Genomic DNA, 13195 nt, shown 5'->3' on the forward strand with positions numbered 1-13195 from the left:
GGCCGACCCGGTGAGCGGGGATCTCGGTCAGCCGATGGTGGTGCCGTAGCTGGCCCGCTCGTTGAGGAGCTTCGGGTCGAAGCCCGCGATGCGCTTGTACCTGGCGGCGATCTCCGTCCGCTCGCTCAGCGGCAGGATCTGCTCGATGTCGGTGAACCCTTCCGGCGCCCGCTCGTTGGCGAGCTTGATCACCAGCTCCGGGCCCATCCCGCGGTTCGCGAGCAGGGTGGCGGCCGTCGGCGGCCTGCGCTGCGCCTCGTAGTGCTCGCACGCCCGCTCCGGATCGCCGATCCGCGCGAGCGCGTCGCTCAGCACGCGTGCGTCCAGGACAGCCTGTGAAGCGCCGTTGGAGCCGATCGGGTACATGGGATGGGCCGCGTCCCCGATCAGCGTCACCCTGCCGTGGGTCCACCGCGGCAGCGGATCCCGGTCGACCATCGGGTACTCGTAGGCCTGCTGCGCGTCCCGGATCGTCCCGGCGACGTCGAGCCAGTCGAACTTCCAGTCGGCGAAGTGGGGCAGGAACTCGTCGACCGGGATGCGCTGGTTCCAGTTGCCCCGGCCGGCGGCGGAGTGGGCGAGCGGGCGCTCGGCCACCCAGTTGATCTCCACCTGGCCGTGCTCGTCCGGGGCCGAGATCGGGTAGGCGACGAACTTCCGCTCACCGTCCCCCGCCATGATCATCGACTGGCCGCCGCGGTAGGGAACGCCCTTGGTGATCCCGCGCCACAGCACCAGCCCGTTCCACAGTGGACCGGGTTCGTCCGGGTAGAGCTGGGCCCGCACCGTCGAGCGGATGCCATCGGCGGCGATGAGCAGATCCGCCGCCAGCCGCTCGCCGCCGAAGTCGGCCACCACCCCGTCCGCGGTGGTGGTGAACCGGGTGAGCCGGTGACCCGTGCGCACCGCGGCGCGGCCGAGGCGTTCGTGGACGGCGTCGAGGAGCAGGTGCTGCAACCTGCCCCGGTGCACCGAGTACTGCGCCCACCGGTAACCGGCCCCGATGCCCCGTGGTTCGGACCAGATGAGCTGGCCGAGGTGGTTGAAGTAGGCCAGTTCCCCGGTGGCGACGCCGATCCGCGCGATCCGTTCCCCGAGGCCGAGTTCGGTGAGTTCGCGCACGGCGTGCGGCAGCAGGTTGATCCCGACGCCGAGCGGTTTGATCTCCTCGGCGGCTTCGGTGACGAGCACGTCCGTGATGCCCGCGGCGTGCAGGCTGAGGGCCGCGCTGAGGCCGGCGATACCACCGCCGGCGATGATGACTCGCATGTTTGGCTCCCGCCGATCTCGTCGTTGCCAGCTCGTGGCCCTTCAGTGCCCCGCACCGGTCCGGTACTCGGCGACGAGCTTCTCCAGCGTCGCCACCACCTCGTTCGGAGAGGGCATGGCGAGCATTTCGTCGCGCAGCCGGCCCGCGGCCACGCGGAAACCGGGTTCCTCGAGCAGCCGGATCAGGTGCGCGCGGACTTTCTCGCCGGTCGCCTCGCTGTGGTACTCGGTGAGCCCGGCACCGTAGTCGGCCAGCCGCCTCGCCAGCGGCGGCGCGTCGTGCTGTTCCGGCAGCGTCAGCTGGGGAACCGCGTTCAACGCGGTGGTGTTGAAGGTGCCGAAACCGACGTGCGTGATGGCGGCCGAGCAGGTCGGCATCAACGCGCTCAGCGGTACGAAGCTGACCAGTTTTGTGTTGGCCGGTACGCGTTCGAGCTTCTCCTGCTCGGTCTCGGCCAGCGTCGCGACCAGCTCGATGTCGAGGTCCGCCAGTGCGTCGAGGATGTCCTGCACGCTGACCGGATAGCCGCCGAAGTGCTCGGTCGCCGCGGTGCCGAGGGTGAGGCAGACCCGCGGCTTCGCCGGGGACTCCCACAGCCACTTCGGGATGATCGCGTCACCGTTGTAGGGCACGTACCGCATCGGCACGTAACGCCGGTCGGTCTCCATCCGCAGCGAAGCCGGGTACTGCTCGATGCTGAAGTGCCCGGTGGTGAGGTCCTCGGAGAACTCGGCGCCGAACTTCTCCGTCTGCCCGCCGATCCATTCGGCGAGCGGGTCGACCCGTTCGCCTTCGGGCTGCTCGCGGAGCTGCCGGAGGAAGTTCTGCCGGGTCCGGCCGAAGATGTCGATGGACCACAGCTGGCGCGCCTGCGCGGCCCCGACCGCCTTCGCGGCGATCGGGCCGGCGTAGGTCGCCGGTTCCCAGATCACCAGGTCCGGGCGCCAGCTGCGGGCGTACGCCACCAGGTCTTCGACCATCGGGTCGTTGATCATCTTGTACCAGCCGGGAACGACCTTCTCGTAACCGGAGCGCAGGTACTCCCAGGAAACGCTGTCCATCGGCTCGTCGGCGAGGTCGAAGGGCGGCAGTTCCACGCCGCGCATCTTCTTGTACGCCTGGGGGTTCGCCTTGGCGAAGCGCGGGGTCAGGAACCGGCTCGAGACCCGCCACAGGTTGTGGTCCTCGCCGACCGGCACCGCGGTGAGCCCGGTGCGGGTGATCACGTCGGTCAGTGCGGGCTGGCTGGCGACCCGTACTTCGTGCCCGGCGGTGACCAGTGCCCAGGCGAGCGGCACCATCGCGTGGAAGTGGGTTCGCTCCGAGTACGTGGTGAACAGGACACGCATTCATCCTCCGCGGAATGCCGGGCGCGCTTTTTTCCGGGACCGGAAACGCGCGTGGGGAATCGCCTGTGGCCGCTGAGCGCGGGTGAAAAAAGGAACCTTGCCGAGTGCGCGTCGCCCTTTGCCGGGAAGCCTGCCATATTCGCCGGCCCGTCGCCAGGGTGGCCGAGCGGGCAGTCGAGCGGGCGGTTACGGCCATCGTCTCGCCGGCGGGACAACACGCGGGATCAAGTGTTCACCGGCGGATTCCGACGAAGAGTCCGCGCCCGGTCGGGCCGCCCTCGAGATATTCGACCGAGCAACCGGCGTCGGTGAATGCCGACAGGTAGTCGTCCTTGGTGAACAGCGACAGGATCTCGATCTCGGTGAACTCGGTGAGGCCACCGGCCTCGCCGATCACGAACTTGAGTTCCATGCGGGTTTTGCCGCCCTGCCTGACCGAATGCGAGACGCGCGTGATCGTGCGGTCCGGTTCCCGGCTGAGATCGCCCGCGACGTAACCCTCGATGAACTGCTCGGGAAACCACCACGGTTCGACGACCAGCACGCCACCGGGAACCAGGTGCGCGGCCATGCTCCGCACGGCATCCCGCATGTCCGCGACCGTGTCCAGGTAGGCGATGGAGCAGAACATGCAGCACACCGCGTCGAAGGTGCGCCCGAGGTCGAACGATCGCATGTCGCCCTGGTGCAGCGGCACGTCCCGCAGCCGTTTCGCGGCGTACCGGATCATCGGCTCGGCGATCTCCAGTCCTTCGGTGTGCCCGAAGCGTTCGGCGAACGTCTCCAGGTGAATGCCACTGCCGCAGGCGACGTCGAGCAGTGAATCGGCTTCCGGAAACCTGGACCGGATATGCGCGACGATGTCCAGCGCTTCTTTTCGCCAGTCCTTTCCACGGCTGCGATAGATGCTTTCGAATACGTCCGCGTGCTGCTCGGTGAACATGAAACAGGCCTCCCGATGGGATAACGTGTGATACGCATATTCGATCGCCCGGCGGTGGGCCGGGATTCGGAAAGGTGTGGTGGCGTCCGATGAACGAGTTCCGGCTGCGGCTGACCGCGGGCCAGGTGGACGATTACGCCGCCGCGACGGGTGATCGCAACCCACACTACCTCGATCCCGCATACGCCAGGCGCACTTCTTTCGGCGGCCGCGTACTTCCCGGGGCGCTCGTGGTGATCGCCGCGCTGGCCGCGGTTCCCGCCGGGTGGGCGCGTGCGGCGACCGGGCTGACCGCTCGCTTCCCCCGGCCGCTGTTCCCGGAACGCACCTATCGCGTCGTGGTGTCCGAAGAGGACGGCAGAGCGGGCACGATCACCGTCCGCGAGGGTGACCTGCCGGTGCTCGCCATCGAGATCGTCCGCGGCGGCCCGTCCGCCGGGGCCGTGCGCCCCGGAGTCACGCGGCTGCCCCGGGAACCGGAATCCCACGAAGAGCTGAAGCGCGGCGACGTGTTCACCGGCTCCTACGGCCTTCCCCGTCCCGGAGCACTGCGGGAGCTGGCGGACCGGCTCGGCGCGCAGGCCGTTCCGGACGCGCTGCTGGGCGCGCTCGCCTGGGGCAGCTGGTTCGCCGGGATGCGCGCACCGGGCCGGGACGCGGTCCTTTCCGGACTGCGGGTGCGGGAGGCGGGCGAGCCGGAAGATCACGATCCGCGCTACGCGGCGACCATCACCACCGCCGACGCGCGTACCGGAACGCTGGCGGTGAATGCCTCCTGCACCGGCACTGGCCGGGGAATCGAGGTGGAACTGCGCGCGTTCCGCCGGCGCCGGGTGCCCACCGCCGGCCGGACTTCGGCGACCAGCGTGCTTCCGGCGGGGGAGCGGCTCGCCGGCCGGAAGGTGCTCGCGGTCGGCGGGAGCCGGGGCATCGGCGCCGCGATCGTGTCGGTGCTCGCCGCCCAAGGCGCCGGCGTGTGGGCCACCGAGCGCGCGCCGGGCCCGGTGGAGGCGCTGTCCGCGGAGTTCGGTGCCGATCGGGTGCGCCCGCTCGTGCTCGACGCCGGTGACGACGAATCGGTGCGAGCCGCCATCGCGGCCCTCGCGGAGGACGGCGTGCGGCTGGACGGGCTGGTGCTCAGCGCGGGGCCGGCCGTGCTGGGCTCCGCGCTGCACCCGGACGGCGTGGACACCATCCGCGAGTTCGTGGACACCAGCCTGACCGTCGCGCTGCGCCCGCTCACCGCGGCGCTGGAGCTCCTCGAACCGGGCGGCTGGATCGTTCTGCTGTCCTCGGGTGCCGTTGACGACGTGCCCGACCAGCTGCCGCAGTACCTCATCGCGAAGTCGGCGCTGGAGGCGCTCGGGCGGTACTGCGCGAAGCGGCACGGATACCGGGTCCTGCTGGCGCGTGCGCCGAAGATGTGGACCGACCTGACCAACGGGCCGCTCGGTGGCCGTGGCACGGTACCGGTCGAACGGGTCGCCGCCACGATCGTCGGCTGGGTGCTCGGTGAGGTGTCCGGTACGCGGTCGGAGGACGACGGACCCGCCGTGCTTTCTCCCGCGGAGCTCGCCGAGTGGTCGCCGGATCCGCGGGCGGCCGGTGCCCTCAGACCTTGATGTGCAGCGCGGCCGCCTCGATCTGCTCGATCAGCGCCGCCTGCCGCAGGCTCCACTCGTCCTGCGCGCGCACGTCGTCCCCGTCGAGCACCGCGCCGACGAAGAGGTCGATGATGTTGGCGAACTGGTGGTCCGCCGGCAGCACCAGTTCCTCGCGGTGGTCCTGGCGCTCGATCCGCAGCACCGGCTGGTGGGTCTCCGGTGGCGTGAAGACGCGGTCGAGCAGCAGCCTGCCGGTGCTGCCGGAAAGGCTGTAGCTGTTGCGGTAGGAGTGCTCCATGCCGAAGGCCAGCTGCGCGGCGACGCCGTCCGGGGTGCAGAGCAGCATGCTGCCGGAGGTCACCACGTCGTGCTCGCGGTCGTGTTTGAACACGGCGCCGACGATGTCCAGTTCGGGGCCGAGGAAGTGCAGCGCCGCACGCACCGGGTAGCCGCCGAAGTCGAGGAAGGCGCCGCCGCCGACGTCGCGCTGGTACCGGATGTCACCCGCCGGCTTCGGCGGGATGGTGAAGGCGCTGGAGAACAGCCGGAGCTCGCCGATCGTGCCACCCGCCAGCATTTCGCGGACCGCGGTGTGCTGGGAGTGGTGCAGGAACATGTAGTTCTCCAGCAGCACCAGTCCCGCCGATCGCGCGTAGTCCACCAGCCGCCGGGTTTCGGCGTAGCTGGCCGTCATCGGCTTCTCGGTCAGGACGTGCATGCCCGCCTCGAGGCAACGTTCGATCCACTCCGCGTGCAGTAGCCCCGGCAGCGGGAGGTAGACCGCGTCCACGTCGTCCCGGGCGAGGAAGGCTTCATACCCCTCGACGGGGACGCCACCGAAGCGGTCGGTGAACTCCTTCGCCCGCCGTTCGTCCCTGCTGGCGATCGCGACGATGTCGATCGACGCGTTGGCGAGCATCGCGGGAAGGGTTCGCCGCCAGGCGATGTCCGCGCACCCCATCACCCCCATGCGAAGCCGGTCGGCTGCGTGAACACTCATGTCGGAAGAACTCCGCTCGGCGAGGGAATGGACAGGAAGGCGATCCGGGCGCCCGTGCCGGGGTGGGTCAAGGCCGCGCCGATCCCGCCTTCAGCCGGGCGTAGTGGGCGAGGCATTCCTCGTAGGTGGGGAGCAGCCCGGCGGCGAGTGCTTCGTTCAGCCTCGGCGCGCCGGCGTCCTTTTCGGACATGGTGGGCCGTTCGGTGAGGCCCCACGGGATTCCGATGTCCGGATCGAGTGCGTTGATCACGGTCATCGTGCCCGGGACGAAGGCCTCCGAGCAGAGGTAGTTCATGCACACGTCGTCGGTGAGGGCGAGGAAGGCGTGGCCGAGACCGTCGGCCAGGTACACCGCGACACCGGAGTCCTCGTCCTGTTTGGTCACTTCGTACTGCCCGAACGTGGGGGAGCCGGCCCGCAGGTCCACCGCGACGTCGAGGGCTGCGCCCCGCACGCAGGTGACCAGCTTGGCCTGTCCCGGCGGGATCGCCGTCCCGTGGATGCCGCGCACGGTGTTGCGGCAGCTGATCGAGTAGCTGGCCTGGCCGACCACGAACGGGTAGCCGATGGCCTCGCTGAGAGCTTCGGCGCGGAACGCCTCGGAGAAATAGCCCCGCCGGTCGAAATGCCGTTCCGGGGTCAGGCGGTAGGCGTTCGGGATCGACATCGGGGCGATCTCCACCCGGGTAGTGATCATGTTCGGCCACTCCGTGTCCTGGGGTGAATGGTGGGCGTCGGAACCGGGCCGGCGCTCAGCACAGGCTGTGCAGGCAGGCGAGCAGGCTGCGTGCCTCGATGTCGAGGTAGTGACCGTGCCGCAGGAGATCCATCAGCTGGCGGACGGTCATCCAGCAGAAATCGGGTGGCACCTCGATGGGGAAGTCCTCGTCCGCCTCGACGATCTGGTACCGCGTCAGCGCGTTGTAGAAGCGGCCGCCCTCTTCGGAGAGCACCCGGTCGTAGCGCGTGGTGACCGAGCAGCCGGTCAGGACGTCGCGCAGGAACGAGTCGCGCACGGCGGCCACGTCCTGGCCGGGCAGCAGGTGGACGGTCGGTGCCATTTCGAGCATGTCCATCAACCCGAACTCCGGCCGGGCCTGGACGAGCAGGTGGATCACCCCGTTGATCGGCCGGATGACGAAGACCGCCCGCCCCTGGCCCCTGGGGTGCAGCAGCGGCTGCGTCCAGCGCTGGACCTCCCTGGTGCCCGCGTGGACCTCGACCGCGACGATCCGGAACTGCCTGCCCTCCTGGTCGGCGATGCCGTGCTCGTCGCGGGACCACCCGCTGACCTTCGCCAGCGGGACCAGCCGGGCCGTCCAGTCGCAGCGGGTCTTCGCCTCGGTGAACCAGCTCAGGATCTCACCGGGGGTGTGCAGCGCGTGCGTGTCCGCTTCGTCGTCCTGGTACTGGTACGAGCGGACCAGCGCTTCGGAGAACGCGTCGCCCTTGACGGCTTCGGCCTCGTCCGGCAACCCGAACGGCATGCAGGACAACACCGTGCGGGCGTCCATGTTGACCAGGTTGTCGACCTGCATGAGCTGGTGGAGTTCGGCCAGGCTGAGCCAGCGGAAGTTCTCCCGCACCGGCACGTCCCCGGTCACCAGCACCACCATGTTCCGGTTGCGCTTGCGCCAGAACCAGGCGCCCTGCTCCGACTGCAGCACGTCCACCACCACCTGGCCGCGGCCGGGTCCGGTGAAGTACTCGAGGTACGGCGTGCTCGACCCGCGGTGCACCCGGGTGTAGTTGCTGCGCGTGGCCTGGACCGTCGGTGACAGCTGCAGGGTGTTGATGTTGCCGGGCTCCATCTTCGCCTGCATCAGGCAGTGCAGTACCCCGTCGAACTCCTTGACGACGATGCCGAGAATGCCGATCTCCGGCTGGTTGATGATCGGCTGGGACCAGAACTCCATGCCGGCTTCCCTGACCTGGAGGCCTTCCACGGTGAAAAAGCGCCCGCTGGCGTGGCCGAGGTTGCCGGTGTCCGAGTCGAAGTCCCAGGCGTCCAGCTCGGAGAACGGGATGTGCTCCACCGCGAAGTGACTGCTGCTGTGCCGCTCGACCCACCACGCGTGGAACCCGTCGAGCGATGAGCGGGTGTCGTCGGCCGTGGTACCGGTGAGCGATTCCGCGCCTGTTTTCATGCCGGTGCCTCCTGTCGTCGGGACGCGCGGCTCGCCGTCGGTACCCGACGTGGCCGGCGAGTCCGGTCAGAGCCTCGCGAGCACGCCGTGCAGCACATCGATGACGCGTTCCTGGTCGGCGTCGGAGAGCGAGGCGTACATGGGCAGCGAGAAGATCTCGCCCGCGGCGGCCTCGGTGACCGGCAGCGAGCCCTCGCGGTAACCCAGGTGCGCGAAGCCGGACTGGCGGTGCACCGGCCACGGGTAGCTGATGTTCAAGGAGATGTCGTGTTCCCGGAGCGCTTCGATGATCCTGTCGCGCGCCGGGTGGCGGACCACGTACACGTAGTAGACGTGCTCGTTGCCCGGTGCGGTCACCGGGGTGCGCAGATCCGTGCCCGCGAAGGCATCGGCGTAGCGCGCCGCGACCGACTGCCGCTTCGCGACGTACTCGTCCAGGCGGGTCAGCTTGCGGCGCAGGATCTCCGCCTGAACCTCGTCGAGCCTGCTGTTGTACCCCGGGGTCGACACGACGTAGTACACGTCTTCCATGCCGTAGTACCGCAGGCGCCGCAGGTTCGCGTCGATCTCGGGGCTGCTGGTGACGGTCGCGCCGCCGTCGCCGTAGGCACCGAGCACCTTGGTGGGGTAGAAGGAGAACGCCGCGGCCCTGCCCATCGAGCCGGCGATCCGGCCGTGGTGCCGGGCCCCGTGCGCCTGGGCGCAGTCCTCGAGGATCGGCAGGCCGTGCTTCGCGGCGAGTTCCTCCAGCGGTGCCATGTCGACGCACTGCCCGTAGAGGTGGACCGGCAGCAGGCACCTGGTGCGCTCGGTGATCGCCCCGGCGACCTGTTCGACGTCCATCAGGTAGGTATCGGGACGGATGTCCACGAACACCGGGGTGGCGCCGATCGCGTCGATGGCCAGCACGGTCGGCGCGGCCGTGTTCGAGACGGTGATCACCTCGTCACCGGCGCCGACACCGAGCGCGCGCAGGCCGAGCATGATCGCGTTCGTCCCGTTGTCGACGCCGACGCAGTGGCTCACCCCGTGGTAGGCGGCGAATTCGCGTTCGAAGGCCTCGACGCTCGGCCCGAGAACCAGCTTGCCCGAACGGAACACCGTGTCGACAGCGTCGAGGATGTCGTCCCGTTCCTTTTCGTACTCGGGCAGGTAACCCCACACGTACTGGGTCATCTTGGCACGTCACCTCCACCGGGGGGCACCCGTTGCGGTAGTTGGGTCAACGTAGGAGCCGGAGGATTCCGGTCGGTCTCAGACGATCTGCTTGAGCAGGTCGACACCGTGCTCGTCCCAGTCCTCGCGATAAACGGAAAAGACGTTGATGTCCCACACCCTGCCGTGGAAGAAGGTGTAGTCGCGCAGGACGGCTTCGGCCCGGACCATCGCCGAGTGCTCCGGCCCGAAGCCCACGTGCCCGGCGTCCGGGTCGACGGTGTGGAAGTAGACCTTCCGCGTGCGCCACATCGCGAAGGCGATGTTCGTGGTGAGCGCACTGGCGTGCACGCGGATCTCTTCGGGCTGCCCGGCGCCGACGTTGATTTCGGCCCGGACGTGGCCCGCCGAGTTGAGGTCGGAGATCGTGCTGACGCCGACCTGTTCGCCGTCGTCCGCCCGCTGGAGCATGAAGCAGGCGGACAGGCCCCTGCCGAAGGAATCGGTGAACTCGTCGATGACCGGCAGGCCGCCGTAGCCGAGCCGGAACAGGATGTCATACGCCTTCGGCGCGTCCTCGACGCTGGCCGGCCGCAGGGCGACGCGGCTGGATTCGGTGTGAGGAAACAGCATGGTCGGTATTCCTCGTTTCACGGTGATTTCGTGGCGCTTATCGCGGCCCGCTCCGCGGCTCGCGGTGCGGGCGGGCAAATCCTGCCGCCGGTCAGCAGTTAATAACGGAGTCGGTAGACCGTCAAGTGGTGCCATTGACGGAATTCGCGGAAAAAGGCGCGGTGGTCACGCCGGTGCGGTGACCTGGTCCCGGCGGGCCGTCCCGCCAGCGGGACAGCTCCCGGGCCGCCCGCTCCCGGCGCCGTGTTCGGGCAGGTGGAATTGTTGACCACCGGTGCCTGCCGTGGTTAGGGTCGGTCGATGTCGCGCCGGCACCCGATCTCGGCTCGGGTTCGAATCGGGGCACGCACACGCGTATGTTCATGAGCACGGGGTCGAAATTCCTCAATTCACCGGGTCGATCTTTGTGAATCTCCGCCAATGCGGCAGAGAACGGGAGTGTGGGAGAAAACATGTCGGACAAGCAAACGACGGTCGACGTCGACCCGGATCTGGTCGAAAAACTGACGGTGCTGACGCGGGACATCGCCTATATGGTTTGCGGTGAGCAGCCCGACGTTCCGCAGCCGGAAAACCTTCGCGATCTCGATTCGTTCCTGGTGGTCCAGGTGTTGCTGGAGCTGGAGAACTCCACCGGCGTCATGATGCTGGAGGAATTGGAAGACGCCCAGGCCGAGACGTTCGGCGAACTCGCGAACAACATCATCCGGATCGCCGTCGCCGGTGGTTCGCTCGCCAAGCTCATCGAGTCCGTCGCGCCGGATCGCCAGGGGGAGGACCAGGATGATGCCACCGCCGCCGCGGCCGAGGGCCAGGCCGCCACGGCGTGAGCCCGGCCCGGCCGAGGTGAGCGCCGCACCGGGCAGGCAGGGTGTGCTCGCCGCGGTCGGCGCGACTCCGCTGGTCCGGCTCGACCGGCTTTTCCCCGGTGATCCCACCAGGTTCTACGCCAAACTGGAGGCGCTGAACCCGGGCGGGAGCAACAAGGACCGCGCCGCACTGGGAATGGTGCTCGGCGCGATCGAGAGCGGACAGCTCATTCCGGGGAAGTCGACGGTGATCGAGTCGAGTTCGGGAAACCTCGGGGTGGGGCTCGCCCAGGTGTGCCGTCTGTACGATCTGCGGTTCATCTGCGTGGTGGACCCGAAGACCACGGCGCAGAACCTCGCGATACTGACCGCGTACGGCGCGGAGCTGAACACCGTGACCGAGGCGGACAACGAACTCGGCGACTTCCTTTCCGCGCGGATCGATCGGGTCCGCGAGCTGGTGCGGGAGGTCCCGAACGCGTTCTGGCTCAACCAGTACGCGAACACGCTCAACGCCGTGGCGCAGGAACGCGTCATGGGGGAGATCGCCGAGCAGCTCGACGGCGAGATCGACTACCTGTTCGTCGCGACGGGCACCTGCGGCACCATCCACGGCTGCGCGCGGTTCATCGCGGAGAACGGGCTGTCCACGCGGGTGATCGCGGTGGACGCCGAAGGCAGCGCCATTTTCGGCGAGGTCACCTGCCACCGGCTCATCCCGGGACACGGCGCGGCCATCCGGTCGGCGCTGCACTACGACGGGATCGCGGATTCGGTGGTCAGGATGACCGACCAGGACTGCGTGGTGGGCTGCCGCCGGCTGGTCGGCGCCGAAGCGATCCTCAGTGGAGGGTCGTCCGGGGCGGTGGTCAGCGCGGTGAGCCAGTTGCGGGCCGGGTTCGCCGACGACGCGAGTTGCGTGATGTTGCTGCCCGACCGCGGTGAGCGCTACCTCGACACCATCTACTCCGACGCCTGGGTGGAGGAGAAGTTCGGGGACATCAGGCACCTATGGAAGGAGCAGGTGGCGTGTTGATCCTCAGTCGCGGCGACGTCCACGCCGTGCTAGACGGCGCGCACGAATCCGTGCTGCGCACCGTTCGCGCCGCCTACCTGGCGCACACCCACGGAGAAACCTCGGTTCCGCAGTCGGTGTTCCTGCGTTTTCCCGGCAACAGCCGAGATCGGATCATCGCGTTGCCCGCATACGTCGGCGGCGAACGTCCTGTCGCCGCGGTCAAGTGGGTCGCCTCGTTCCCGGAGAACATCAGCCACGGCAAGGAACGCGCTTCCGCCGCGATCCTGCTCAACTCCGTCACCGACGGACGGCCGGTCGCGCTCGTCGAGGGTTCGGTCATCTCGGCGCGCAGGACCGCGGCCAGTGCCGCGGTCGCCGCTTCGGCGATCACGGACGGGGCGCCGGCGGACGTCCGCACGGGAGTGAGCCTGATCGGCTGCGGCGTGATCAACTACGAGGTGCTCGCCTTCCTGCGGGCCGCGTTCCCGTCGCTCGCCGAGGTCACCCTCTTCGACCTCGATCCGCGGCGCGCGCGAGCGTTCGCGGCCAGGGTCGCCGGACAGTGGCCGGAGTTGTCGGTCGAGGTCCGCGACCGGGCCGAGGAAGCCATGGCGGCGCACCGGCTGGTATCCCTCGCCACCACGGCGAGCGAGCCCCACCTCGGGACCGATGCCTGCCGGCCGGGCACGGTGGTGCTGCACCTTTCGTTGCGGGACCTCACCGTCGAGTCGATTCTCGCCGCCAGCAACGTCGTCGACGACGCCGACCACGTGTGCCGGGCCCGCACGTCGCTCGATCTCGCCCAGCAGATCAGCGGGAACCGGAAGTTCATCACGGCCGAGCTCGGTGCCCTGCTCGCCTGCCGCATCCTGTCGCCGTACGCCCCGGACTCCGTGGTGATCTTCTCGCCGTTCGGTCTCGGCGCGCTCGACGCCGCGCTCGCCGCCCACGTCCTGGACACGGCCACCGAACGCGGGCTCGGCCTGTCCCTGCCCGACTTCGCCGGGCAAGTCCCCGTCGAAGCGAACCGAGTCAGCTGAGAGGAGCGCGATGTCGTCCGCGGAAACCTTCCTCGTCGTGGTCAACGACGAGGAGCAGTACTCCGTCTGGTTCGCCGACCGGGAACTCCCGGCAGGCTGGCGGTCCGAGGGCACGTCCGGAACGCGGGAAGAGTGCCTCGACCACATCGAACGGATCTGGACCGACATGCGGCCGCTGAGCCTGCGCCGGCGGATGGCCGCCGAGCAGGCGGCCGAGTCACGTTGAC

13 protein-coding genes are annotated in these 13195 nt (G+C 69.0%); 5 read left to right on the forward strand and 8 right to left on the reverse strand.

Features of this window, described 5'->3' with window-relative positions; genetic code table 11:
• Nucleotides 1–27: 27 nt before the first annotated feature.
• The 3 genes from YIM_RS22680 to YIM_RS22690 all read right to left on the reverse strand — a co-directional run bounded on the left by YIM_RS22680 (nt 28) and on the right by YIM_RS22690 (nt 3562).
• Entirely contained in the window at nt 28–1269 is a 1242-nt protein-coding gene (locus YIM_RS22680) for a flavin-dependent oxidoreductase (protein ID WP_153032249.1), read from the reverse strand.
• A 42-nt stretch (nt 1270–1311) separates the two neighbouring features.
• A complete protein-coding gene (locus YIM_RS22685) occupies nt 1312–2619 on the reverse strand; it encodes an activator-dependent family glycosyltransferase (protein WP_153032250.1) in 1308 nt (435 codons plus the stop codon).
• A 232-nt stretch (nt 2620–2851) separates the two neighbouring features.
• Nucleotides 2852–3562: a bifunctional 2-polyprenyl-6-hydroxyphenol methylase/3-demethylubiquinol 3-O-methyltransferase UbiG gene (locus YIM_RS22690; RefSeq protein WP_153032251.1), complete on the reverse strand. Its 711-nt coding sequence runs from the start codon at nt 3560–3562 to the stop codon at nt 2852–2854.
• An 89-nt stretch (nt 3563–3651) separates the two neighbouring features.
• Here YIM_RS22690 and YIM_RS22695 point away from each other — a divergent pair, with 89 nt between their 5' ends.
• Entirely contained in the window at nt 3652–5184 is a 1533-nt protein-coding gene (locus YIM_RS22695; RefSeq protein WP_153032252.1) for an SDR family oxidoreductase, read from the forward strand.
• On the opposite strand, the gene YIM_RS22700 is transcribed toward YIM_RS22695, so the two are convergent.
• The 5 genes from YIM_RS22700 to YIM_RS22720 all read right to left on the reverse strand — a co-directional run bounded on the left by YIM_RS22700 (nt 5174) and on the right by YIM_RS22720 (nt 10101).
• Nucleotides 5174–6166, reverse strand: coding sequence for a Gfo/Idh/MocA family protein (locus YIM_RS22700; RefSeq protein WP_153032253.1), 993 nt, complete (start codon nt 6164–6166; stop codon nt 5174–5176). The genes YIM_RS22695 and YIM_RS22700 overlap by 11 nt on opposite strands.
• 67 nt (nt 6167–6233) lie before the next feature.
• Nucleotides 6234–6863, reverse strand: a complete 630-nt coding sequence (locus YIM_RS22705; protein ID WP_194240260.1) for a dTDP-4-dehydrorhamnose 3,5-epimerase family protein — start codon at nt 6861–6863, stop codon at nt 6234–6236.
• Between the two features lie 55 nt (nt 6864–6918).
• Complete coding sequence (locus YIM_RS22710; protein WP_153032254.1) at nt 6919–8313, reverse strand: NDP-hexose 2,3-dehydratase family protein; 1395 nt, start codon at nt 8311–8313, stop codon at nt 6919–6921.
• Between the two features lie 66 nt (nt 8314–8379).
• Nucleotides 8380–9489, reverse strand: a complete 1110-nt coding sequence (locus tag YIM_RS22715) for a DegT/DnrJ/EryC1/StrS aminotransferase family protein (RefSeq protein ID WP_153032255.1) — start codon at nt 9487–9489, stop codon at nt 8380–8382.
• 78 nt (nt 9490–9567) lie between these two features.
• Nucleotides 9568–10101, reverse strand: a complete 534-nt coding sequence (locus YIM_RS22720) for a GNAT family N-acetyltransferase (RefSeq protein ID WP_153032256.1) — start codon at nt 10099–10101, stop codon at nt 9568–9570.
• 440 nt (nt 10102–10541) lie between these two features.
• On the opposite strand from YIM_RS22720, the gene YIM_RS22725 reads away from it, so the two are divergent.
• Genes YIM_RS22725 through YIM_RS22740 form a run of 4 tightly spaced genes read left to right on the forward strand, consistent with a single transcriptional unit; the run spans nt 10542 to nt 13194 of the window.
• A complete protein-coding gene (locus YIM_RS22725) occupies nt 10542–10931 on the forward strand; it encodes a hypothetical protein (RefSeq protein ID WP_153032257.1) in 390 nt (129 codons plus the stop codon).
• A complete protein-coding gene (sbnA, locus tag YIM_RS22730; RefSeq protein ID WP_228004913.1) occupies nt 10885–11946 on the forward strand; it encodes a 2,3-diaminopropionate biosynthesis protein SbnA in 1062 nt (353 codons plus the stop codon). The genes YIM_RS22725 and sbnA overlap by 47 nt, the downstream gene beginning before the upstream one ends.
• Nucleotides 11940–12968 carry a 2,3-diaminopropionate biosynthesis protein SbnB gene (sbnB, locus tag YIM_RS22735; RefSeq protein WP_153032258.1) on the forward strand — a complete coding sequence of 343 codons (1029 nt, stop codon included), beginning with the start codon at nt 11940–11942 and terminating at the stop codon, nt 12966–12968. The genes sbnA and sbnB overlap by 7 nt, the downstream gene beginning before the upstream one ends.
• A 10-nt stretch (nt 12969–12978) precedes the next feature.
• Nucleotides 12979–13194, forward strand: coding sequence for an MbtH family NRPS accessory protein (locus tag YIM_RS22740; RefSeq protein ID WP_153032259.1), 216 nt, complete (start codon nt 12979–12981; stop codon nt 13192–13194).
• Nucleotide 13195: the final 1 nt, after the last annotated feature.

This window comes from Amycolatopsis sp. YIM 10, assembly GCF_009429145.1.
In the GTDB taxonomy this organism is placed as follows: Bacteria; Actinomycetota; Actinomycetes; order Mycobacteriales; family Pseudonocardiaceae; genus Amycolatopsis.

Coding starts and splice junctions, on each gene's coding strand:
- YIM_RS22680 (WP_153032249.1), bottom strand. CDS start 1,269: ATGCGAGTCATCATCGCCGGCGGTGGTATCGCCGGCCTCAGCGCGGCC.
- YIM_RS22685 (WP_153032250.1), bottom strand. CDS start 2,619: ATGCGTGTCCTGTTCACCACGTACTCGGAGCGAACCCACTTCCACGCG.
- YIM_RS22690 (WP_153032251.1), bottom strand. CDS start 3,562: ATGTTCACCGAGCAGCACGCGGACGTATTCGAAAGCATCTATCGCAGC.
- YIM_RS22695 (WP_153032252.1), top strand. CDS start 3,652: ATGAACGAGTTCCGGCTGCGGCTGACCGCGGGCCAGGTGGACGATTAC.
- YIM_RS22700 (WP_153032253.1), bottom strand. CDS start 6,166: ATGAGTGTTCACGCAGCCGACCGGCTTCGCATGGGGGTGATGGGGTGC.
- YIM_RS22705 (WP_194240260.1), bottom strand. CDS start 6,863: ATGATCACTACCCGGGTGGAGATCGCCCCGATGTCGATCCCGAACGCC.
- YIM_RS22710 (WP_153032254.1), bottom strand. CDS start 8,313: ATGAAAACAGGCGCGGAATCGCTCACCGGTACCACGGCCGACGACACC.
- YIM_RS22715 (WP_153032255.1), bottom strand. CDS start 9,489: ATGACCCAGTACGTGTGGGGTTACCTGCCCGAGTACGAAAAGGAACGG.
- YIM_RS22720 (WP_153032256.1), bottom strand. CDS start 10,101: ATGCTGTTTCCTCACACCGAATCCAGCCGCGTCGCCCTGCGGCCGGCC.
- sbnA (WP_228004913.1), top strand. CDS start 10,885: ATGATGCCACCGCCGCCGCGGCCGAGGGCCAGGCCGCCACGGCGTGAG.
- YIM_RS22740 (WP_153032259.1), top strand. CDS start 12,979: ATGTCGTCCGCGGAAACCTTCCTCGTCGTGGTCAACGACGAGGAGCAG.